Genomic DNA, 22,407 nt, shown 5'->3' with positions numbered 1-22,407 from the left:
TCCCCCTAAAAGCTAGCTACAGATACGATGCCGTCGCGACCAACAAGATCTCTGTGACCCGACTGGAAGCGTTGATCAGCTTGTGTGGCTGGGTCGCATGAAAATAAATTGTTTCCCCTTTTTTCGCCGTATAGGTCGTCTCTCCCAACACCAACGCGACGCGTCCGCGCACCACGTAGACAAACGTCTCGGCGGGGCTGGGATCGAATTCCTTGAACTCTCCTTGCGCGGCAAATTCGATGCGCACCGGCTCCATTTCGTTTTCATTGGATTCAGGCACCAACCACCGCAAGTGATACCCACGCTCGTCGTCGCTGTACTCGACTTGGTCCGCTTGGGTATACACGAGCTGTTGGTTGGGCGTTTCACTAAAGAACTGTGCTGGCGTCTGGCCGAGAACATGCACCAAGTCGAAAAACGTCTCCATCGATGGTGAACTTTGGTTATGCTCGATCTGAGAGATATACCCTTTGGTCAAATCCGTCCGTTCGCCTAATTCCTCTTGTGTCAGATTCTTCTGAATCCGCAGATCCCGAATTTTCCTGCCGATATCCATACGCCACCTCCTCAGTTTGCTAAAACTAAACTAAAAGTTTAATACCAAGGACCTATTATAACGGCTGTCATGACAATTGCAAGCATAAATCGGCAAAAAATATATGGCAAAATGATGACAAACTCAGGTGCAAGCCATCTGCCTCAAAGCCTGTGTCTGACCCAATGCCAAGAAAGTACAAAAATAGCGCTGCACCGCGATTTCAGGAATCGTGGCACAGCGCTGTTTTGGGTTAAACCGGTTCTTCTGACGTTAAGGCCGCGGCGTTTTCGGTGTTGTTGACGCCTTGGCTGAGGTGCGCGGCAAGGCCTGCATCGACGTAACCTTGTTCGTGCAGGTCATGGATCGCGGCCCGCTCGGCAGCTAACGCGACGGCACGCAGGCGCTGGAGTTCAGTTTCGTACTGCGTCGACTTATGTCCCGCCAAGGCCTTGACACTGGCGATGCGGTTGCGATATTGGATGATCAGTGCATAAATTGCCTGCCGGTTGTAATGGTGCTGGCGTTGTTCTGGTTGTTTTAAGTAAGCCGACAGGTGTTTAAGGCCGCCTTTGGCCAATTCTTTTTCTAGGGTCAACTTGGCGTGTTCAGCCTTCGACGCGCTGCGGTGCGTGCTGAGACGCATACCGTTATGGATCAGCGACAACCGCAAGCGCGCCAGGTAGATCCGCAACGTGGGTTTGCCGTGATGAGCGAGCATCGTGTCGATATCAGCGACGCGCTGGTGCAGGCGCTTGGCGAATTTCGCATAAAGCGGCTGGGCCAGCTGCGGCTTCAGCTCTTCGAGTTTGTCTAGCTCGCCCATCAACCCGATCCGCCGCAGGGTCAACTCGTCTTGCACCAGCGGCGGAATGTCTTCTTCAGATTCATCAGCGGCCAAGTCCAGCCTACGGATCAGGCCTTGATACTCGCTGATTAGATCCAGTGCCGGCTTCTGATTTGCTTCACGACGCTCAGATTCTAACCGCCGCACCGCCATCTGGTACAAGAACCGCTGCGCCTGGGCTGGCGTCAGCTGCCGAGGGGTGTCTTGCGGCACATCTTCTTGGTCGGTGTCTGCAGACACCGTTGACCCCCGCAACGTCAGCGGTGTGCGCGACTTGGTAAACAGCGGCAAGCAAACCACCGCGACGATCAGGCTCAACACCACAAACCCCGCGGCGATAAACAACATCAAGTGCCGCTCTGGAAACGCCGACCCGTCAGCCAGCGTCAGCGGCACCGCCAAGACCCCGACGACCGTGATCGCCCCGCGCACGCCGGATAAACCCGACAGCAAGGCGGTTTTGAAGCTGACCTGCGGCAGGTGGCCGAGAGTCTGATACCCCCACACCCACGCGACACGTAGCGCCAACACGACCAGATAAACTAACACGACATCGAGTAACGCCTGGAAGGTGTTCACTTCTCGCGACACGATGGTGGCGTGCATCGCGACTGGTAACTCGATCCCTAAGATCAGAAAAATGATCCCGTTAAGGACATACACCACGATATCCCAGGTGCGTTCCGAAACGATCCGTAACTCCGGCAAGGCCTGAATGTAGTGGTTGCCACGCGCATTGTTCAACAACCCCGCTACCACTACTGCAATGACGCCAGAAGCGTGGAGCCAATCGTCGACGATCAAATAGATCAACAGCGGTGTGACCAGCTGCATGATCGTGTGCAAGATCACATCGTTGATGCCTTGTTGCAACAGCCACATCCGCAACAAGTTGATGGCAAACATCAACACCGCGCCGGCCAATGCGCCGACGATGGCGACAAAGAAAAAGTCCCCGACCGCCTGGCTCACGACAAAACTGCCGGTCACTGTCGCGGCAATTCCATACTTGAAACCGATCAAGCCGCTGGCGTCGTTGATCAAGGATTCCCCGGAAACCAAGTGTAAAATCCCCCGCGGCAGATGCACACGCTGGGCGATGCTTTGCACCGCGATCGGATCGGTCGGACTCAAGATCGCGGCTAGCGCCAACGCCGCCGGCAACGGCAGCGTCGGGATCAACCAGTGAATAAAGAAGCCGCCGACCAGCGTCGTGGCAAACACCAGAAAGATCGCGTTGCCGACGATTGGCCCGCGCAGCGCCCACAATTCTTTCTTGGGAAAATGGCGACCGTCGTTGAACAACAACGGCGCGATAAACAACAACATGAACCAATCGGTCGCCAGATCGATCTGGACTTTGAACACCAAAGCCACCACCAGCCCCAACGCCGCCTGGATCAAAGAAACCGGAACGGCGACGATATAATGGCTGATGACATTGCTGGCGATCACAAGCGTCAACAACAATAAGATGGCTTCTAGTAGGTGCATGCTAGTCCTCCCCTATAATGCGGACCTCGGGTTGTAAGTGCACGCCAAATTTTTCAGCGACGACTTTTTGCACCAGGTGGATCACCGCCAGGTAGTCGGTCGCCGTGGCGCCACCGCGGTTGACGATGAAGCCGGCATGTTTTTCAGAAATTTGGGCGCCGCCGATCTGACGGCCTTGCAAGCCGGCTTTTTGGATCAAGGGGCCGACAAAATAACCTGTCGGCCGCTTGAAGACCGACCCGCACGACGGATATTCGAGCGGCTGCTTGGCTGCGCGACGCTGGTTGAGGTCATCCATCTGCGCACGGATGGCTGCCTTGTCGCCTGGCTGCAAGGCAAACGTTGCCGCCACTACGACATCCCCGTTGGTCTGCACCAGCGAATGGCGGTAACTGAAATCAAGCTGGTCGTTGGTATACGTCTTAAGCTCACCAGCAGGAGTCACCACTGTCGCTGATTGCAAGCAGTCGCAGACCTCACCGCCATAAGCGCCGGCGTTCATGAATACCGCCCCGCCGACAGACCCGGGGATGCCCGCGGCAAATTCCAGGCCGCTCAAGCCGGCGGCATACGCCGCTTCGGTGGTATCGATCAGCCGCGCACCAGCTTCCGCCGTTACGCGCGTGCCTTCGGCTGTGATCGTCTTCATGGCCGTCAAAATGATGACCAAACCGCGGATGCCACCGTCTTTGACGATGAGATTAGAGGCATTACCAATGATCGTTACCGGCAACTTCTTGGCGCGGGCGTAGGCGAGCAGAAGTTGAACCTCGCCGACATTTTCTGGAAACGCCAATTCGTCAGCCGGGCCGCCGGTTTTCGTGAACGTATAATGGCTCAGTGGTTCGTTATTTAATCGCCGGATGCCATCCAGTGCAACAGCTTGCAAATCATCAAATCCTCTCTGATATTGAAGTGACTTTATTCTAACATAATTGTCGCCGGCTTGAATCTCTAGTAGAATAAAGGCGATTGGAGTGAGTACAGGATGAAACTGATTTCTTGGAACGTTAACGGCTTACGTGCCGTTTTGAAAAAAGATTTCTATGACACTTTTAACACGCTGGATGCTGACTGGTTCTGCCTGCAAGAAACCAAGATGCAAGCCGGTCAGGCAACTCTCGAATTACCCGGCTATCACCAATATTTTAACTACGCTGAACGCAAAGGATACTCCGGCACCGCAATCTTGACCAAACACGAGCCGCTGGCCGTAACTTATGGCATCGGGGTGCCCGAACTCGACACCGAAGGCCGGGTGATCACGTTGGAATACCCGAATTTCTACTTCATCACTGTTTACACACCCAACTCTGGCGGTGAGCTGAAGCGGCTCGACTATCGCCAAACCTGGGATAAAGCCTTCTTGGCCTACACCAGTGAACTCGCCGCTAAAAAACCGCTAGTTTACTGTGGCGACTTGAACGTGGCGCACAAGCCGATCGACTTGAAGAACCCCACCAGCAACCATCACAACGCCGGCTTCACCGATGAAGAACGCAACGATTTCACCAAACAACTCGATGCTGGTTTTGTGGACTCCTTCCGTCATTTTTATCCCGACCAAACAGATATTTACTCATGGTGGAGCTACCGCTTCGGTGCGCGTTCTCGCAACGCCGGCTGGCGGATCGATTATTTCATCGGTTCTGACAGCTTCGTGCCCTACATGCAAGACGCCAAGATCCACAACGAAATCATGGGCTCTGACCATTGCCCCGTCGAGCTTGTCACCAGCGATTTATTAGGAGATTAATATGGATTTTGTCGCAATGGATTACGAAACTGCAGCCGCACAGCGCGCCTCGGCATGCTCGATTGCTTTAGTGGTGGTTGAACACGACCTGATCGTCGATAGCTTCTACTCGCTGATCAATCCCGAGATGCCTTTTTCCTCGCGCAACATCCAGGTCCACCATATCACCCCTGACATGGTGGCAGACGCCCCGACGTTTCCTGAGATTTGGCCGCACATCAAACACTTTTTTACAGCTGATCGCATCGTCACCGCACACAACTCGCCGTTCGACGTCTCGGTGCTACGCAAAAGCCTTGAGCGCTACCAGCTTCCAGAGGCGCATTATCAGGTCATCGATACGGTGAGAACCTCTCGCGCCTTGTTGCCTGGTTTGCAAAACTACCGCCTCGACACAGTCAGCTCTGCGATGGCGATCCCGCTGGAGCACCACCACAACGCGTTGGCAGACAGCTACGCCTGCGCGCGTATCCTCCTCGGCCAAGCGCAACGTTTTGGCGTCGAGCGCCTGAATCCTTGGCTTAAATCCGCCTAAATACTAACAAAAACGCGAGGCAACCATCATCACGGTTGTCTCGCGTTTTGCTTTGCACGTTCACCGTCCGGCAGCGTAAGTGTGTAGTTGGCTGTAGACCAATCGCGGTTGGGTGCGGGTGAAAGTGACTCCAGCAGGCTTCAATCTGTCGTGGAGAGGGTGCTCGGCGGAGCTAACTTCGTCTGCGACGAAGTGGATCTCCACCTGCGCCTTGCTGTAAGCGACAAGTCGCCAACAGCCATCTCACCACGTCAGATTGACCTGCTTCCGTCACTTTCGCCCACACCCTGGATTATGCGTATCAGGATAGTTCGGTGTCATGGACAAACGGGTCAACTCGTTGGTCACCACTAATCCATTTCTACTCTCTTAGAAATTGCCACTTCTGGGGATGACGGACGCTAACGTCAGGGTTTGGTGTGTGGAGGCCCGAGATGGCTCAGGCGCGGCATTGTTGTTAGCGGCTTGCCGCTTACAACAAAGGCGTCGAGGAAGCTAACTCAGGCTTTGCCTGAGTTAGCTTCCGAGCGCCTCGCACCGTTCCAGCCATCTCTAGGGCCGGAACACACCAAACCCGACCTATACCACTTTCCCCAACACATCCCCAAGAAGACTTACGCTGCCGGACAACGATTGTTTTAATGGTTCGGATAAATGGCTGCTAAACCTGCGATATCCGCTGCAGATAGCGTCGTGACGCCTTGATCGACGGGATACATGATGGAAGTTGTTGAACTGGAATGGTCTAAGCCCAATGCGTGACCGATCTCATGGATCGCAACTGCTTCTGATAGCTGTGAAGCGTAGCTGAGGTTCAACTCAGCACTGGCATGATTGCTCGTGCTAGTACCGCTACTTCCCCATCGCTCGATGATCCGCGGGCCGCCTTTGCCAAGCTCAAAACTCGTGGTGTTGTTTGGCATCGCCTTACGGTAGACGCCAAACGTGATTGTATTTGCCATATCACTGCCAGCACCAGCGACCAACTTGACGATGCCGGTACGGTTATACACTGCCACCGCCTTGGTGAACAATGCTTGTTGGGCACTTGGGACATTTCCAGCAAAATGATAATAATAAGTGTTGGCCAGTTTCTTACCTTGCACGATTGATTCCGTTGGCGTCGCTTCACCATCGTGTGAACTCGTACTAGCACTACTCGTCGAGCGCCTGGCAGTGGATTCACTGACCGACGGCGCGTTGACCGTGATTGTGGGCAACTGCGGAAGGACGGCATAACGCCAGGCATACAAACCAAGCAAAATGATGCCTATCCAAAATAACCTACGAAAGAATTTCAAAGCGTCCACTCCTTTTGTCTAACGTATCAAAAGAACGGTTAAAACACCATCAATTGCCTGTGGACTTTAGGAATTTCCAAACACCAACGCCGTCAAAATCTCCAAGAACTAATTCTTTGCAATCGATTATAATCCGTGAGGCAATGGCTTCAAGAGTTGGGAAGGGGCAGCTGTTGGCCTGTCCTCTGGATATTTCTTGTTTCCCCAGCGCACCAGTGCGACCGTTCACAGTCTTCCGATCCTAGGAGGCTGGCTCTCCAACACCAGATGATACCGCTATACTTGAAGGCTAGCGTAACCGCAGGCAATTTCGGTGTGAACGGATGCCCAACCACTTGGTGACAAGTGAAACCTGTCTGTGAGTCGCAATCCGAACCGCGTTGCAACGCAAACGTAGGACTAAGAGGTCGGCCGATTAATATCCGCGGCGTCATGGCTTGTGGCAGGTACACAGAGCGAAGCCCCCCCGTATTTAACGATAGGTATAAGACAACTTGGGCTCGTGCCGGCAACGCCGGTGCGTGACCGAGATGACTTATACACGATGCCGGTGCGTCTCGTAGCTCACCTAGAAAGGAGGATCGTACACGCCAGTTACAGACAGACACGGCCGATTTTGATAGGACACCTGTCAAAACTGACCAGACCAAGATGCTTTTTTAAGTGTGCGTTTCCTCCAAAACTCACCTAAGCGCAAAAATGAACGTCAAGCAGCTTATTTGAGTTGCCCATAAACTTGAGTCGCGTTGCAAAGTCGTAGCGCGACTTTAGTGTGTCTTCTTTATTCATACGCCAATTTGAGCGCAAAAAAACAGGCACCGCAGCAATTGCAAATGCCTGTCTCCTTCCGTTTCACACGCAAAATCGGACGCATCCACGGAATTGGTGTCTCGGCCAGACTGCAAGCTGTCTGTGCCTCCCTCATGAGACGAATCTATGATACCACAGCCTAACGCCTTTTGGCTACTGTTGTGCCAGTTGCTTGTGAAAAAACAGATAAACGATGCCGACTAGCGGCAACGTCACCAGTAGCGCCGGATAGAACCAGATATGTGGCAAACTGCCAAACAGCACCCCACCGATGATCGGCCCGAGCACCATGCCGGCATCCATCCCGATATAAAACGTCGAGTTCGCCAGTCCTTGTTCGTTGAGCGGCGCGATCAGCAGGCTGGTCGCCTGACAAACCGAATACATGACCCCGTAACCGCCGGCAAGCCCGAACGCGGCTATGAGCATCATCCAGTTATTCACAAGATGCCACATCCCCAGCATCCCGATGCCGTTGGCGATCACGCCGGCAAGCAGAAAGTAGCGAAACGGTAGGCGGTCAAAGTAATCCTTCAACCCCAACCGTAATGCCAACAAGATCGCGGCATAGATCAAAAAGAAGCTCCCCACCATCACGTGCAAGTGCCTGCTGGCGACGTATTCCACCAGATACGACTGAGTGGCAAAATACGGGATCGACAGCAACATGATGATGATCGCGACTGGCACGACCTTGGGCTGAACGATCCGCATTTTCCCAGACTTGGCCTGGGTCTGTTGCCTGGGCTCACCACGATCAGCGATAAATTGGATCATGATGATCAACGCCAAAGACAACATTGCCGCACATAAGAACGCCAGCCGATAATTGAAGGTCTGGTACACCCAGATGCCCAGTGCTGGGGCGATTGCCATGCCCAGCGCGTTCATCATGCCATAATAACCCATGCCGGCGCCGATACGATCACGCGGCAACAAGCCTGACAACCAAGTCGCCATGCACACAGAGCACAAGGCAAAGCCCAGGCCGTTGATGATCCGGACGATTGCAATCATCCACCCTGACACGGCAGTTGCGTAACCGATGCCGGCAATCAGCAAGAGGCAGCCGCCAATTAGCGCCAAGCGAAACTTAGAGACGCGATCGGTGAGCTGCCCGGCAAACGGCCGAAACAGCAAACTGGTGAGATTCATCACCGCGGCGATAAAGCCGGCGATCATCGCCGACTCACCCAAGCTGGTCGTAAAACCGACGATCAGCGGGTTCACGAGCATGGAGTTGGACATGTAACAGAAACTGCCTAAGAGGATTAGCACAGTATCTTTGGTGAAGAGTTTCTTGGTGGTGGGCACAACCAGGCCTTCTTTCTGAAAATAGACAAAATCTATTCTATCACGAAAGCCTGGCCGCGTCGCAAAAATAAAAGCCTGTCCGAAACAACCACAGGGGTTGTTTTGACCAGGCTATTTTGATTTACATCCTGTTGTAAGTACCAGACTAGTACACGATCAATCGTTTTGCGTCAACCAATCCTCGAGCACGCGAATGAATTCATCGTGCTGATCGAGCAACGCCAGGTGCCGGCTGTTGGCAAAAAGATGCCACCGCGCGCCTGGAATGTGGTCGACCACCGACTTGGCGATCAGCGGCGTGCAGAGATCGTCGGTGCCGCTGGTGACCAGCGTTGGCACATCGATGCGGTGTAGATCGTCAGTCACTTCAAAATCAGAGATCGTGCCGTTTTCCGTGAATTCGTTGGGCCCTTCAGCAATCAAGCTCGCCCGCTTACCGTTGGTCGCACGGCGCAACGGCTCTGGTGACGCCGGCGTCGGGTCGTTCCAGCAATAACGTTCCATGTAGCGATCGTTGGCGGCCAAATACTTCACGCCGGTGAAATCACCGGTACGTTCAGCTTCGGCGATGGCGTCGCGATCGACGGGATCCAGATATGAGATCAGCCGATGTTGTTCTTGCGTCCACAGCTTGATCGAAGCCGGTGAGCCATCGATCATCACGCTTTTGACGCCTTGATGGGCGAACTGCGTGAGATAATACATCTCCAACATCCCGCCCCAAGACTGACCGAGCATGTGAACCTCATCGAGATGCAAGTATTGCCGCAACGCGATCAGCTCTTCTGCCCAGGTTTCTTTGACATACCACTTGGCATCTTCTGGCAAGCTCGATTTGCCACAGCCGACTTGATCATACATGATCAGCTGCCGCCCGCTGGTTTGGGCAAAATCATCGATCAGCTCAAAATAATTATGGCTTGACCCGGGTCCGCCGTGAATCAGCAACAGCGGTGCCTTGGCGCTGGGTTCACCGACGATACGGTAATAAGTCTTAAATTCGTGAAACGGCATGTAGCCTTCTTGGATCTTCAATACTAGTCGCGTCCTTTTGTCAGGCGTCCAAGTGCTTGGCCAAGTCTTCAAAACGCGTCCCGCGCGCTTTGAGATGCACATGGCGAAGCGAATCGTCTTGGTCGTCTTTTTCGATTTGAATCATCAGGTAAGCTTCCGGCAGCACGACCCCGAGAAACTGCGGCCATTCGACAACAGACACGCCGTCGCCTTCAAAATATTCTTCCAGCCCGAGATCTTCGACGCCGCCGTCTTCTAAGCGATAGATATCCATGTGATACAGCGGCAAACGTCCTTCTTGATACTCGCGAATAATCGTAAATGTTGGGGACTTCACCGGCCGTGAAATGCCTAACCCGGCCGCCAAGCCTTTGGTAAAGCTGGTCTTACCGGCACCAAGATCGCCATCTAGCAACAACACATCCCCGGCAACAAGCTGTGGCGCCACGATTTCTTTGGCCCACGCCTGCAAAGCCGCCTCGTTTGTAAATTCCATTGTGCCGCACCTCACTCCTCAGATTCTGCTTACATTATCGCATCTGGTTGGCCAAAATGCCACCTAGTCCAGCGTCTTGAGCTTGCCACGGAAATCTTCGATCGTCGAATAGCCTTTCAGCATCATGATGTCGTTGAGTTCTTTGGCGATCCTTGCAAAAATTGCCGTGCCTTCATAACCAAACTGGGTCCCGATCTGGAGCATCGATGCGCCACACAAGATGTGTTCAAACGCGTCGCGCCCGCTCATGATCCCGCCGACGCCGATCACGGCGATTTCCGGCTTCAAACGCTGTGACAGCGCCCGTACGTTGGCCAAGGCGGTCGGCTTCACGCTGGCACCACCGATGCCGCCAAAGCCGCCTTTTGGCTTGATGGCGACAGTTTCGGTTTCAAAGTTGACGATCAAGCCATTGCCGACGCTGTTGATGGTGGTCACGAAACTCAGCGGGAACTGGTTCAACACCGAAGCGATCTGATCAAAATGCGCCAAGTCAAAATACGGCGGCAGCTTCACGCCCAGCGGCTTCTTGTAAAATGCAAACACGGCTTCCAGCGTGCGTTGCGTCTGGTCGAAATCATAAGCCGTCTGCGGATGACCGGGCACATTGGGGCAAGACAGGTTCAACTCCACGAAGCCATGATAGTCGGAATCATTGATCTGGTGCAACATCGCCAGATTGTCTTCCAGGCTGGTGCCGGCCACCGACAAAAAGTTGGTCGTTCCCGGCCGCTTTTGCTCGTCTGCCAGCACGTACTTCAGATAATAAGCCAGCCCGTTGTTGGGCAGCCCCATCGAGTTGAAGCTGCCGTGGGGCATCGTCGTCATCCGCGGTTCTGGGTTGCCAGAACGGGCTTGCGGCGTGGCGCTTTTGGTGACGTAAGCGCCGGCATCAGACTGCACCAGCGCGTCTAAGTCGCGTTGTGATTGGCAACGGATCCCGGCGGCATTCATCAAACACGAGTCAAAGCGGCGTCCGGCAATGGTGGTGGCAAGTGTCAACATGTGATTTGATCTCCTTTTATCAGCTATCGCGACAAGCTATCCTGCTTGTTATCATACCTGTTCGCTCCCCGAAAAAACACCTCTCAGGCACGATCTGATACAGATCGGGTCCCAGAGGTGTTGGGGTGAAACCGCAACGCTCAGCCAGATTAGCGAATGGCTTGGGCGGCGGTGATGATTGCTAACTTATAAACGTCTTCTTCATTGCAGCCGCGAGACAAGTCTGCGACTGGCGCGTTGAGGCCTTGCAGGATCGGGCCGATGGCTTCGAAGTTGCCGAAGCGTTGGGCGATCTTGTAGCCGATGTTGCCGGCTTGCAGGTCTGGGAAGATGAAGACGTTGGCTTGGCCGGCAACGTCGGAATCAGGTGCCTTGAGCCGGGCAACGGTTGGAACGAAGGCGGCATCGAATTGGAGTTCACCATCCAAGGCGAGATCCGGGTTCAATTCATGCGCGATCTTGGTTGCTTCAACCACTTTGTCGACTTGGGGTGCCTTGGCACTGCCCTTGGTCGAGAAGCTCAGCAAGGCGACCTTAGGATCGATGTCGAACAACTTGGCCGTCCGTGCAGATTCAATGGCAATCTCGGCAAGTTCTTGGGCGTTAGGATCGATGTTGATGGCGTTGTCAGCGAACAGGTAACGCTCGTCACGGCCGCGTTGCATGATGAAGGCACCGGAGATCCGGGTCGCATCTGGGCGGGTCTTGACGATCTGCAAAGCAGGACGCACGGTGTCGGCGGTGGAGTGCACAGCCCCGCTGACCATCCCGTCGGCCTTGCCTAAATAAACCAGCATGGTTCCGAAGTAGTTCGGATCCCGCACGATCTTGTCGGCTTGTTCTGGCGTTGCCTTGCCCTTGCGGCGTTCGACGAAGGCCTTCGCCATTTCGTCATGGAACGCATCGGTTGCCGGATCGCGCACGGTGACTTTGGTGATGTCGAAGCCTTTTTCGGCAGCGACTTTCGCCACATCATTTTGGTTGCCTAACAGCACCGGCTTGATCAAGCCGTTAGCTGCCAGCCGTACTGCTGCGCCGATGATACGCGGGTCAGTACCTTCTGGGAAAACGATCCGCAAATCTTTACCACTGATTTTGTTGCTCAAGCTCTCAAATAAGTCCACGATATGGTCCCTCCATAGAAAACGTTTTACTGTGCTAATCATAGCGCAACATGATTGATTTGACTAGCCCTCAGGTGTACTAGGTAGCTGCCAATTAATAGCGCTTTCGCCCATGGCGCTTAGAGCCGCGTTGGTTCGAGAAAACGGTTTACTCCCAAAAAAACCTCGATAAGCACTCAGCGGACTCGGATGTGGCGATTCCACGATCGCGTTTTTGCTGGTGTCGATCACCTTCGCCTTGGCGCGCGCAGCACTCCCCCACAAAATAAAGACGACCCCACCACGATCGGATAACGCCGCGATCGCCGCATCGGTCAGCTGTTCCCAGCCGCGGTTTTGATGAGAATAGGCCTTACCGGCACGCACCGTCAGCACCGAGTTGAGCAGTAGCACCCCTTGTTGGGCCCACGACTTCAAATACCCGTGTTGCACCGGCGCATAGCCGAGGTCGCTTTGCAACTCCTTATAGATATTTTGCAACGACGGCGGCAGCTGGACGCCTGGCGCGACGGCAAACGAACACCCGATCGCCTGGTTGGGCCCGTGATACGGGTCTTGTCCCAAGATGACGACCTTAGTGTCTGCAAACGGCGTCCACTCGAACGCCTGGAAAATGTGGTGCATCTCCGGGTAGATCGTTTGCGTCGCATATTCTTGCTTCAAGAACTGATGTAATTGTGCATATTCTGGACTGGCGAACACCGGCTCGAGCACGGTTTGCCAGTCGTTGTGGATAATTGTTTTCATTGGCCGACCCTCCTCTCTCATTGTACACGGTGCCCGCCTGAGAGAAAACATGTTAAACTAGAGTTATATCTGCATTCGCACGCGACGCCAAAGGAGGATGCTCATGATTCGCTTGATTGCTTCTGATATGGACGGTAGCTTGTTGAACGACAAGCTCGAGGTTTCTGCCGGCAATGCCGCCGCGATCCACCGGGCGCAAAAAGCCGGCATCGAATTTCTCGTCGCCACCGGCCGCGGCCTCAGTGAAGCCCAGCCGCTGGTGACAGTTCACGATCTGCGTACCGCCTACATCACTGTCAACGGCGCGCAGGTCTACGACACCGACGGCAACTTGGCCGTTGAAGCCGCGATCGCCCCTGACTTGGTGGCGACGATCGTTTCAGTCCTGCAAGCCGACCAGCATTATTTTGAGCTCGTCACCAACCAAGGCATCTACTCAGACTCACGGGTCCGCCGCATCCAGCAGATCGCAGACGTGTTGGTACGGCTGAACCCCGACACGAGCTACAAGATCGCGGTGGCCTTGGCAGCGGCCCGTCTTGAGCTGATGAACATCAACTATGTCGACGATTATCACACCCTTTTGGCGACACCGGGCCTGGTGATTTACAAGGTGATCGCCTTCAACCACGACGGTCAAGAAGCGCTGGCCCCGGCACGGGCGCAACTCGAGGCCACCAAGCGCTTGATCATCACCTCCAGTGCCGTCAATAACATCGAGATCAACGCGATCGAAGCGCAAAAAGGCAACGCCTTGAAGGCTTATGCCGAAGAAAAAGGCTTCACCTTGGCCGAATGCATGGCGATCGGCGACAACCTCAACGACGAGTCGATGATCACGATGGCCAAATACGGCGTCGCCATGGGCAACGCCGTACCGCACATCAAAGACATCGCCTGGTGGACGACAGCCAAAAACACCGACGACGGTGTGGCCCAAGCAATCGATCGTGCCATCGCGATCAATGAACAAGCGCGCCAATAAGCAACAAAGGAGGCGGCGATGTGCTGTATTATATCGATGCCCAATCCCTCAAGGATGCGGGCATGAGTGTTGTCAAAGACGGCGACTTCAAGCCGGTTTATATTTTGAACGGGCGCCATGGCATCGCCAACGACGGGTTCAACTTACACACGATCGCGGGCCAAGAACTCGGCGAGATCCGGCAAAAAACAGTCGGCCTTTTCCCGCGGTATGACCTGTTTGTCAACCGTGAGAAAGTCGGGTCGATCAAGAAAATGGCCGGAGTCTGGCGCGAATTTATCTTCGTGTCTGATCTGAACTGGATGATTATCGGCAACCTCTTGGCCAACCAATATCACATCTACCACGGCGTCAAATCCATCACCACCATCGCCGAGGCCGGCACCGCCAGCAACACGGTGTTTAAACTCGACATCCCAAACGCGGCGGATGTCCCCGCCGGCCTTTTGCTGGCGGCCATCCTCGACCGCTGGCGCCAGGTCCACAACGCCAATCCCCTCGCCCACCACGACAACGTCGGCATCAGCTTCGGCATGTAACTACAAAACGGCACGACCTTCCTGAAAAGAAAGCTCGTGCCGTTTTTTTTGCCGTCACTGTCCGGCAGCGTAAGCGTGTTTAGGTTAGTGTTTGAGATAGTGGTATAGGTCGGGTTTGGTGTGTTCCGGCCCTAGAGATGGCTGGAACGGTGCGAGGCGCTCGGAAGCTAACTCTCCGCTGCGCTACGAGTGGATCTTCCTCGACGCCTTTGTTGTAAGCGGAAAGCCGCTAACAACAATGGCGCGCCTGAGCCATCTCGGGCCTCCACACACCAAACCCTGACGTTAGCGTCCTGCGTCACCAGAAGTGGCAATTTCCAAGAGAGTAGAAATGGACTAGTGGCTGACAGCACATCTAACCAAGAACGGATTAGTTATAATCAACGAGTTGGCCCGTTTGTCCATAACATCAAATTACCCTGATACGCAGAATCCAGGGTGTGGGCGAAAGTGACGGAAGCGGGTCAATCTGACGTGGTGAGATTGCTGTTAGCGACTTGTCGCTTACAGCAAGGCACAGGTGGAGATCCACTTCGTCGCAGACGAAGTTAGCTCCGCCGAGCACACTCTCCACGACAGATTGATCCTGCTGGAGTCGCTTTCGCCCGCACCCGACAGCTTACTGGTCTACTCAACACCGAAGACTTACGTTGCCGGACAGTAATATCAAGATTAGATGGCCTTGATCATGTGGTTGTATCGGTGCGAACCGATCATGAGCTCGCCGTTTTTGGTGTAGCCGACCTTTTTGTACAGCTTCTCTGCGCGCGGGTTGGCTTGATCGACATTCAGGCTTAACAGCTTCTCGCCACGCTGGCGCAACAGCGGCTCGATGCCTTGTAACAGCTCGGTGCCGGCGCCGTGGCCTTGGGCACTTTCGGCGACGGCCAAGGTGTCGACGTACCACTCACCGGTGTAGGTTTCAGTATCAGGAAACAGTTCCGACGTTTCTGGCAAACCGACTTTGGGCAACAGCGGCTGAAACGCGTCATCAATATGGTCTTCTTTGGCGTGCGGATAGCCGACAAGGATCCCGTCGACTTGACCTTGCGTTTCGTGCACGAACGTCTGCGGCCAGCCGTAACGGTAATCTTTGAGCAAGAAGGCTTGTTCAAAAACCGGATATAGTTGTGATTTTGGCAGGCGCATCAACGCCGGGATCTCCATCTCTTCAAAAACAATATCGATCAGCGGCACACAGGCCGCGGCGTCTTCTGGGGTTGCGGGTCGAATCATATCATTGCGCACTCGTCAATGGCGCAACTAAGCTGTGAGTGACGAGCACTACCTCCAAACTTTACTCACAGGCGCAAGTTCCAGTTTACCACCAAACTGTCGTCAAACGCATCTGCGCGGTATAATCAAAAGCATGGAGGAACAACATGACCAGTGTAAGATTCTTGACCAATTCTGCTGAAAACATCGAGATCACCACCACGACCAGCCGCGTCTTGATCAACTGCGGACTGGTTTCCGGGGCGCTACCCAACCTCCCGGAACTTTTCGATGGCACCAGTAAGTCCAATGCCAACACAGCGATCGTCATCCCCGCTTGGCGCGCCGGCCACATTGAAGCCATCCCTGCTTTGAACCCAGACGTACCAATTTACGGCCAACCAGACACCCCGCTAGAAACGCCGGTAGCGCTTGGCGACCTCACGATCAGCCCCGCGCTTAACGCGCTATTGGTCGATGACGGCGACCACCTTTACGGCTATGCCACCAGCGCTTTGATGCCTGAAGAAGCGACCGCGTTGGCCACACAGTTTGCCGGACGGAAGCTGAAGATGTTGTTTCTGGCAACGACTGCCAACACCGCCGTTGCCGTCTGCAACGCACTGGCGTCAGAAATCGTGGTGGCGCCAACCGAAGCGCTGAGTGAGACGCTCGACGCCCAGACACGTGCCATGATCTTGCAGCCGGAGCCGGAACTTTTTTACACCGTTGACGCCGATTAAGCGACAAATTTGCAGAAAACCGCTCTCATATTGCTTTTTTACTTACCCTTTCTCGGTAAAAAGCGTATGGTTATATAGTAATTTGTTAACGCTGGCATATTTTGATCAGCGCGCATGAGGAGGCAACCATGTTAACCAAGCAATTCTATAATCAAATGTTCGCCCACTCCTTCAATATCCCAGTCAAAGTTGAGTATTGGGACCACACGGAGCAGACATACGGCGACGGCCCAGCGGAGCTTACCATCATTTTTCATGATGAAGTCCCGATCAAGTCAGTGATGAAAAACGCATCGCTGGCGCTGGGTGAAGCCTATCAAAAAGGCGTCATCGAGGTCACCAGCACCATGCACCACCGGCCACTTGAAACGCTGCTCACCGCGGCTTACGAAAGTGCCGAGTCTTTCATGAAAAACCCGATGCTGCGTAAGTTCATGCCTAAGCAATCCCACTCGGAGAACAAGTCAAAGGCCGACATTCACAGCCATTACGATATCGGCAACGATTTCTACCGGCTGTGGTTGGACAAGACGATGACCTATTCTTGCGCCTACTTCGACGATTGGCATGATGACCTGGAAACCGCTCAGCGCAACAAGGTGGAACACATCTTGCGCAAGCTGAACCCGCAACCGGGCCGGACCTTCTTGGATATCGGCTGTGGCTGGGGCACCTTGATGCTCACCGCCGCGCAGGAATACCACCTCGACGTGGTTGGCATCACGCTGTCAGAAGAACAGTTGAAATTCGTCCAAAACCGGATCGATGAGCTTGGTCTGCAAGACCACGCCCAAGTCCTGTTGTGCGACTACCGCGAACTCGACCACGAACCATTCGATTACATCACCAGCGTTGGCATGTTCGAACACGTCGGCAAGGAAAACCTTGGCCTGTACTTCAAAGACGTCGCCAAGCTGATGAAAGACGACGGCACTGCCTTGATTCACGGGATCACCCGGCAACAAGGCGGCGCCAACAACGCTTGGCTGAACACCTACATCTTCCCAGGTGGCTATGTCCCTGGCCTGGTCGAAAACGTTCAACACATCATCGATGCCGATCTGCAGATCTCCGATATGGAACCACTGCGTCGTCATTATCAACGCACGACCGAGTTGTGGCGTAACAACTTCAACAACGTCCGCGAAGATGTCACCAAGATGATGGGCTTAGAGTTCACCCGCATGTGGGATCTGTACTTGCAGGCCTGCTCCGCCAGCTTCAAGTCCGGCAACATCGATGTCATCCAGTTCTTGGTCACCAAGGGCCCGTCTGGCACCGGCTTACCTCAGACTCGCGAATACATGTACGAATAACAAAACTAACCCTTCGGCCAAATTGGCCGAAGGGTTTTCTTATGCGCTCGCAGTCCGGCAGCGTAAGCGTGTAGTCGGCTGTAGACCAATCGCGGTCGGGTGTGGGCGAAAGCGACTCCAGCAGGATCAATCTGTCGTGGAGGCGGTGCTCGATGAAGCTAACTCTCCGCTACGCTTCGAGTGGATCTCCATCTGCGCTCATTCTATGGCGACAAGTCGCCAAGAATGATGCCACCACGTCAGATTGACCTGCTTCCGTCACTTTCACCCACACCCTAGATTCTGCGTATCAGGATAGTTTGATGCCATGGACAAGCAGGTTAATTCGTTCTTCATTAGACATATTGCCAGCCACTAGTCCGCTACTACTCTCTTAGAAATTGCCATTTCTGGTGATGTAGGACGCTAACGTCAGGGTTTGGTGTGTGGAGGCCCGAGATGGCTCAGGCGCGGCATTGTTGTTAGCGGCTTGCCGCTTACAACAAAGGCGTCGAAGGAGATCCACTCGTAGCGAAGCGGAGAGTTAGCTCCTGAGCGCCTCGCACCGTTCCAGCCATCTCTAGGGCCGGAACACACCAAACCCGACCTTTACCACTATCTCAAACACATCCCAAAGAAGACTGACGCTGCCGGACAACGTCAGCGTGCAAATATAGTTTCTCCGGATTTTGGCTTGCATCTGCTTGGATTCAGTTTTACACTGTTATTCGTTAGTCAGCTAACGAAAGGAAGCCTCTCATGGCAAATTATGGCAAACTCTTAAAAAAAGCAACCAATCAGATGAACAAGGCGATGGACGCCTACGCCAAGCAGTTCGACATCACTGGGATGCAGATGTCGTTCATCGATTACCTCGGTGAGCATCCCGGCGCCTTACAACGTGATCTGGAAGCTGAATTCAACATTCAGCGTTCCACGGCCACGGTCGCCTTGCAACGCATGGAAGCCCGCGGGTTGGTGGTTCGCCGACCCGCCGCAACAGACGCCCGGCAAAAAACGGTCGCCTTGACGACCAAGGCTCAAGCCTTGAATCAGCAAGTCACCGACTACATCGCCAAACAGCAAGCGGCCATGAACACCACCTTTTCTGAAGAAGAATGTGCGACTTTTGTCGACATGCTCAACTACTTCATCACCTTGAACGGAGGTGGGCACCGTGAATGATCGTATTCAACCACGCGTTCTCGGGGCCATTTTGGCCACCGGCTTAATGTCGTTTTGCGGCGTGATCGTCGAAACCGCGATGAACATCACCTTCCCGACGTTGATGACGGAATTTCACGTCACCACCAACACTGTACAGTGGATGACGACGCTATACTTATTGGTCGTCGCAAGCCTCGTGCCACTTTCTGCCACACTCAAGCGGCGGTTCAAAACCCGCAACCTGTTTCTGGTCGCGATCTGCTTGTTTATCGCCGGGGTCGTTTTAGACGGCGCCGCCAGCCAGTTTTGGATGCTACTGCTCGGGCGCGCGGTTCAAGGCCTGGGTACCGGCATCGCGTTGCCATTGATGTTCAACATCATCTTGGAACAGGTCCCACGTAGCAAAATTGGGATGATGATGGGTCTGGGGACGCTGATCACTAGCGTCGCCCCTGCTATCGGCCCGACGTTTGGCGGGCTGGTCGTGTCCACAATGAGCTGGCGCTACATCTTCGTTTTCCTGTTGCCAGTGCTGGTTTTGGCGCTGATCTTGGGACTGGTCTGCATCCGTCAAAAATCTGCCACAGAAGCCGCGGCCGTCGATGGCTTATCGGTGATCTTGATCATCGTCGCCTTCAGCGGCTTGATCTATGGCATCTCACAACTCAATCTCGTCAGCGGACTCGTCGGTGTGATCGCGCTGGCAGGCTTTTCCTGGCGCTCCCTGCGCATTGGCAAGCCCATCATCAACCTACGCCTTTTGGGCACCAAAGGCTTTTATCAATACGTGATCGCCTTCACCGCGCTACAGATCGCCGCGCTCGGATTGTCATTCGTGTTGCCCAACTACATTCAGCTGGTGAACCAGCAGTCGGCCTTACAAGCCGGCTTGATCGTGTTGCCAGGCGCCGCCATTGGTGCGATTATGGCGCCTTTATCTGGACGACTATACGATCACGTCGGCGCACGGATGCCGTTGCGCACAGGTGCGTTGTTGCTGTTGATCGGCTTGGTTGGGATGGCGTTGTTTGGCCATCATTTGACCGACGGGTTCATCATCGGCTTGTATCTGTTGTGCATGATGGGTATGGGCTTTGCTTATGGGAACTTGATGACTGATGGCTTGCACCAGCTAGCCGGTAAGTATCAGGCCGATGGCAATGCGATCTTCAACACCATGCAGCAATTTGCCGCGGCGGTTGGCACCAGCATCGCCGCGACCATCATCGCCGCGGCGCAGGCCGCGATCAAGCCGCTGGCTGTCGCCACGGCAACCGGGTCGACCACGACGTTTATCGTGTTGGCAGTGCTGTTGGTCATCGCCGGGGGCTTCATCGTCAACTTCACGAAAGCCTAAAAAAGTGTCTGTTCAAATGAACAGGCACTTTTTTGATTTAGATCAGCCGCTTTTTCAACCACCGGACGCCGTGGAAGCGCCAAGTGAAAATGGCGCCGCGGATCGCCCATTCAAGCGTCATGACCACAGTGATCCCGATCAGGCCATAACCTAAGCGGACCCCGAAGATGTAACCACCAACGACCCGAAACGACCACATGGAAACCAGGCTGACGATCGTGGTGAATTTGCCATCCCCTGCGGCCCGCAGCGCGGAAGGTAAGACGAAACTGAAACTCCACACCAGAATGTGCATCACTGCAAAGATCAGATAGATGTGGAAAATGTTGGGGATAATGCTTGGCGCCGGGCTGAACAACATGATGCCCCGGTGGAAACTAAGAAACAAGATCCCATCGACCAGTACGAACGCCGCAGCGCCCAGCCCAATGAAGGACTTAGTGAGCTTGCGCGCGTCATGCACGTTGCGCCGTCCGATACACTGGCCGACGATCGGGACCAGCGCCGTTTGTAAGGCCGCTGGAATGATCTCGGACAACTGCACCCAAGACGTAGCAATCGCGTTGGTGACGATAACACTGGTGCCCAGCCCGACGATCATCATCTGGATGATGATCTTGCCGCCTTGGAAGAAGAACGACTCGGAGGCAAAAGGCACCGCGACCAACAAGACTTTGGCGATCATCTGCCAATCGATCCGCCGCATCGACGACATTTTCAGCCGGAACAAGTCGCGGTGACTCGCCAGCATCCACACCGAAAAACCGGCCGCCAACCAGCGGGACAGGTTCAACGAGATGATCATCCCGACCACGCCCAGGTGTAGCAGCGTGATAAACACCAGGTTAAACACGAGGTACAACCCGTTCATGGTCGATGACAGCATCAGCGAATTTTTCGTGCGCCCGATGCCGCGCAAACAGCCGTTGGTGCCTTCTACCGTCGCTTCAAACGGATAACTGGCCAAGACGCCCAACATGTACAACTTGGCGTTGGCCATCACGGCCGGTTCTGCGGCGCCAAATAACAGCTTCAAGATCGGCACGTGGAGGGCGGCAAAAATGATCCCCAACACGATCCCGATCAGCACCGTGCCGAACACCGTGCCGTTGACGACTCTGCCGAGCATCTTCAGCTCCTTGCCGCCAAAATACTGGGAGATCAGCACCGTCCCGCCTAAACCGACGGCGACAAACACCTGGATCAACAGCACGTTGATGGATCCGACCAAGTTCACCGCCGAAATCGCCGCCTGCCCGGAGTTGGCGATCATGGCGGTGTTTAGAAAGTTGAAGCTCACCAAGAAGAACTGATCCGCCACGACGGGGCCGACGAGCGCAAACACGAACCGGTAATCCATGCTTTCTCCCGAAAACCAGCGTGTTAAAAACTTATGCATAAGCCCCTCCCCCTAAAAAAATCACTCATCGCTCACTTTATCCGTAAATTCATTATTGCGCAAGTCCGGAATGGTGACGATAACATTTCCTGGGAAATATGGGTCAACGATCCCGCATTCTGCTTTTGTGCACAAGTACGCGACCACGGCGAGTTATCCCCTTGTGCATAAACTCATCGTACTTGCTTATCCACAAATCAAAAAAGCAACGGCCGGTTATCCACCAGTCGCTGCTTTGTTGTTAATAACGTTCTTTCATCGCCCGTTGAATGTCACGCTCTTGATCTTTGCGCTTTAGGGTTTCACGCTTATCGTAGTTCTTCTTCCCTTGAGCGATGCCGATCAGCACCTTGGCATACCCATGTTTGAGATACATGCGCAACGGCACGATGGTGAGTCCTTTTTCCGTCAAGGCGACTTCCAGTTTGCGGATCTCCTTTTTGTGCAACAGCAGTTTGCGATTGCGCATCGGGTCGACGTTGAACTGATTGCCTTCCTTGTACGGGGTGATGTGGACGTTCTCCAACCAGGCTTCGCCGTTGCGGATCCGGGCAAAGCCGTCACGCAGCGTCGTTTTCCCTGCCCGCACAGACTTGATCTCTGTGCCGGTCAGCGCAATGCCGGCTTCGTATGTCTCCAAGATGTTGAAGTCATGCCTAGCCTTTTTGTTTTGTGCCAACAGGTTATCGGGTTTTGGCTTCATCTTCTTAGCCATCTGCTCACCTTCTT

At 54.2% G+C, this 22,407-nt stretch carries 21 protein-coding genes; 8 read left to right on the top strand and 13 right to left on the bottom strand.

Annotated elements, in window-relative coordinates:
* Positions 1–16: 16 nt before the first annotated feature.
* From ACYVRB_RS02395 to murB, 3 genes are all read right to left on the bottom strand, one after another.
* Entirely contained in the window at positions 17–556 is a 540-nt protein-coding gene (locus tag ACYVRB_RS02395) for a helix-turn-helix domain-containing protein (protein ID WP_461213316.1), read from the bottom strand.
* A gap of 232 nt (positions 557–788) precedes the next feature.
* Positions 789–2,876 carry a cation:proton antiporter gene (locus ACYVRB_RS02390; protein ID WP_461213314.1) on the bottom strand — a complete coding sequence of 696 codons (2,088 nt, stop codon included), beginning with the start codon at positions 2,874–2,876 and terminating at the stop codon, positions 789–791.
* Position 2,877: 1 nt separating this feature from the next.
* Positions 2,878–3,765: a UDP-N-acetylmuramate dehydrogenase gene (gene murB, locus ACYVRB_RS02385; protein ID WP_461213312.1), complete on the bottom strand. Its 888-nt coding sequence runs from the start codon at positions 3,763–3,765 to the stop codon at positions 2,878–2,880.
* A 99-nt stretch (positions 3,766–3,864) separates the two neighbouring features.
* Between murB and ACYVRB_RS02380 the strand changes: the two genes are divergently transcribed.
* A complete protein-coding gene (locus ACYVRB_RS02380; RefSeq protein ID WP_461213310.1) occupies positions 3,865–4,632 on the top strand; it encodes an exodeoxyribonuclease III in 768 nt (255 codons plus the stop codon).
* A gap of 1 nt (position 4,633) precedes the next feature.
* Positions 4,634–5,167, top strand: coding sequence for a 3'-5' exonuclease (locus ACYVRB_RS02375; protein WP_461213309.1), 534 nt, complete (start codon positions 4,634–4,636; stop codon positions 5,165–5,167).
* Between the two features lie 638 nt (positions 5,168–5,805).
* Here the strand turns inward: ACYVRB_RS02375 and ACYVRB_RS02370 are convergent.
* The 7 genes from ACYVRB_RS02370 to ACYVRB_RS02340 form a co-directional block, all read right to left on the bottom strand.
* Positions 5,806–6,468 carry a matrixin family metalloprotease gene (locus ACYVRB_RS02370; RefSeq protein WP_461213308.1) on the bottom strand — a complete coding sequence of 221 codons (663 nt, stop codon included), beginning with the start codon at positions 6,466–6,468 and terminating at the stop codon, positions 5,806–5,808.
* 963 nt (positions 6,469–7,431) lie between these two features.
* Entirely contained in the window at positions 7,432–8,592 is a 1,161-nt protein-coding gene (locus tag ACYVRB_RS02365) for an MFS transporter (RefSeq protein ID WP_461213306.1), read from the bottom strand.
* Between the two features lie 156 nt (positions 8,593–8,748).
* Positions 8,749–9,627 (bottom strand): proline iminopeptidase, encoded by an 879-nt coding sequence (gene pepI, locus ACYVRB_RS02360; protein ID WP_461213305.1) that lies wholly within the window; start codon positions 9,625–9,627, stop codon positions 8,749–8,751.
* Between the two features lie 19 nt (positions 9,628–9,646).
* On the bottom strand, positions 9,647–10,102 hold the full coding sequence (tsaE, locus tag ACYVRB_RS02355) for a tRNA (adenosine(37)-N6)-threonylcarbamoyltransferase complex ATPase subunit type 1 TsaE (RefSeq protein WP_461213303.1): 456 nt from the start codon (positions 10,100–10,102) through the stop codon (positions 9,647–9,649).
* Between the two features lie 63 nt (positions 10,103–10,165).
* A complete protein-coding gene (locus tag ACYVRB_RS02350; protein ID WP_461213302.1) occupies positions 10,166–11,107 on the bottom strand; it encodes a dihydroorotate oxidase in 942 nt (313 codons plus the stop codon).
* A gap of 149 nt (positions 11,108–11,256) precedes the next feature.
* On the bottom strand, positions 11,257–12,231 hold the full coding sequence (gene pta, locus ACYVRB_RS02345; protein WP_461213301.1) for a phosphate acetyltransferase: 975 nt from the start codon (positions 12,229–12,231) through the stop codon (positions 11,257–11,259).
* A 63-nt stretch (positions 12,232–12,294) separates the two neighbouring features.
* Complete coding sequence (locus ACYVRB_RS02340; protein ID WP_461213300.1) at positions 12,295–12,978, bottom strand: uracil-DNA glycosylase; 684 nt, start codon at positions 12,976–12,978, stop codon at positions 12,295–12,297.
* Positions 12,979–13,081: 103 nt separating this feature from the next.
* Between ACYVRB_RS02340 and ACYVRB_RS02335 the strand changes: the two genes are divergently transcribed.
* Entirely contained in the window at positions 13,082–13,963 is an 882-nt protein-coding gene (locus ACYVRB_RS02335; RefSeq protein WP_461213299.1) for a Cof-type HAD-IIB family hydrolase, read from the top strand.
* Between the two features lie 20 nt (positions 13,964–13,983).
* Positions 13,984–14,502 carry an LURP-one-related/scramblase family protein gene (locus tag ACYVRB_RS02330; protein ID WP_461213298.1) on the top strand — a complete coding sequence of 173 codons (519 nt, stop codon included), beginning with the start codon at positions 13,984–13,986 and terminating at the stop codon, positions 14,500–14,502.
* 672 nt (positions 14,503–15,174) lie between these two features.
* Here the strand turns inward: ACYVRB_RS02330 and ACYVRB_RS02325 are convergent.
* On the bottom strand, positions 15,175–15,738 hold the full coding sequence (locus ACYVRB_RS02325) for a GNAT family N-acetyltransferase (RefSeq protein ID WP_461213297.1): 564 nt from the start codon (positions 15,736–15,738) through the stop codon (positions 15,175–15,177).
* 146 nt (positions 15,739–15,884) lie between these two features.
* Here ACYVRB_RS02325 and ACYVRB_RS02320 point away from each other — a divergent pair, with 146 nt between their 5' ends.
* From ACYVRB_RS02320 to ACYVRB_RS02305, 4 genes are all read left to right on the top strand, one after another.
* On the top strand, positions 15,885–16,460 hold the full coding sequence (locus ACYVRB_RS02320) for a hypothetical protein (protein ID WP_461213296.1): 576 nt from the start codon (positions 15,885–15,887) through the stop codon (positions 16,458–16,460).
* Positions 16,461–16,588: 128 nt separating this feature from the next.
* Positions 16,589–17,776, top strand: a complete 1,188-nt coding sequence (locus tag ACYVRB_RS02315; protein WP_461213295.1) for a class I SAM-dependent methyltransferase — start codon at positions 16,589–16,591, stop codon at positions 17,774–17,776.
* Positions 17,777–18,514: 738 nt separating this feature from the next.
* Positions 18,515–18,940 (top strand): MarR family winged helix-turn-helix transcriptional regulator, encoded by a 426-nt coding sequence (locus tag ACYVRB_RS02310; protein WP_461213294.1) that lies wholly within the window; start codon positions 18,515–18,517, stop codon positions 18,938–18,940.
* The gene (locus ACYVRB_RS02305; protein ID WP_461213293.1) at positions 18,933–20,279 is read left to right on the top strand and encodes an MFS transporter; all 1,347 of its coding nucleotides are present in this window, start codon (positions 18,933–18,935) and stop codon (positions 20,277–20,279) included. Before ACYVRB_RS02310 ends, ACYVRB_RS02305 begins: the two co-directional genes overlap by 8 nt.
* A 37-nt stretch (positions 20,280–20,316) precedes the next feature.
* On the opposite strand, the gene ACYVRB_RS02300 is transcribed toward ACYVRB_RS02305, so the two are convergent.
* Positions 20,317–21,678 (bottom strand): MATE family efflux transporter, encoded by a 1,362-nt coding sequence (locus ACYVRB_RS02300; RefSeq protein WP_461213292.1) that lies wholly within the window; start codon positions 21,676–21,678, stop codon positions 20,317–20,319.
* Between the two features lie 241 nt (positions 21,679–21,919).
* The gene (gene smpB / locus ACYVRB_RS02295; protein ID WP_461213291.1) at positions 21,920–22,393 is read right to left on the bottom strand and encodes an SsrA-binding protein SmpB; all 474 of its coding nucleotides are present in this window, start codon (positions 22,391–22,393) and stop codon (positions 21,920–21,922) included.
* Positions 22,394–22,407: the final 14 nt, after the last annotated feature.

It is taken from the genome of Lacticaseibacillus boliensis (assembly GCF_054784775.1).
The sequence above is the reverse complement of the archived record's forward strand: the minus strand, read 5'-3'. Positions and strand labels throughout refer to the sequence as shown.

Bases quoted from the DNA above. Each gene is read 5' to 3' on its own strand.
- ACYVRB_RS02395 (WP_461213316.1), bottom strand. From the start codon at position 556: ATGGATATCGGCAGGAAAATTCGGGATCTGCGGATTCAGAAGAATCTG.
- ACYVRB_RS02390 (WP_461213314.1), bottom strand. From the start codon at position 2,876: ATGCACCTACTAGAAGCCATCTTATTGTTGTTGACGCTTGTGATCGCC.
- ACYVRB_RS02380 (WP_461213310.1), top strand. From the start codon at position 3,865: ATGAAACTGATTTCTTGGAACGTTAACGGCTTACGTGCCGTTTTGAAA.
- ACYVRB_RS02375 (WP_461213309.1), top strand. From the start codon at position 4,634: ATGGATTTTGTCGCAATGGATTACGAAACTGCAGCCGCACAGCGCGCC.
- tsaE (WP_461213303.1), bottom strand. From the start codon at position 10,102: ATGGAATTTACAAACGAGGCGGCTTTGCAGGCGTGGGCCAAAGAAATC.
- ACYVRB_RS02350 (WP_461213302.1), bottom strand. From the start codon at position 11,107: ATGTTGACACTTGCCACCACCATTGCCGGACGCCGCTTTGACTCGTGT.
- ACYVRB_RS02340 (WP_461213300.1), bottom strand. From the start codon at position 12,978: ATGAAAACAATTATCCACAACGACTGGCAAACCGTGCTCGAGCCGGTG.
- ACYVRB_RS02335 (WP_461213299.1), top strand. From the start codon at position 13,082: ATGATTCGCTTGATTGCTTCTGATATGGACGGTAGCTTGTTGAACGAC.
- ACYVRB_RS02325 (WP_461213297.1), bottom strand. From the start codon at position 15,738: ATGATTCGACCCGCAACCCCAGAAGACGCCGCGGCCTGTGTGCCGCTG.
- ACYVRB_RS02320 (WP_461213296.1), top strand. From the start codon at position 15,885: ATGACCAGTGTAAGATTCTTGACCAATTCTGCTGAAAACATCGAGATC.
- ACYVRB_RS02315 (WP_461213295.1), top strand. From the start codon at position 16,589: ATGTTAACCAAGCAATTCTATAATCAAATGTTCGCCCACTCCTTCAAT.
- ACYVRB_RS02310 (WP_461213294.1), top strand. From the start codon at position 18,515: ATGGCAAATTATGGCAAACTCTTAAAAAAAGCAACCAATCAGATGAAC.
- ACYVRB_RS02300 (WP_461213292.1), bottom strand. From the start codon at position 21,678: ATGCATAAGTTTTTAACACGCTGGTTTTCGGGAGAAAGCATGGATTAC.
- smpB (WP_461213291.1), bottom strand. From the start codon at position 22,393: ATGGCTAAGAAGATGAAGCCAAAACCCGATAACCTGTTGGCACAAAAC.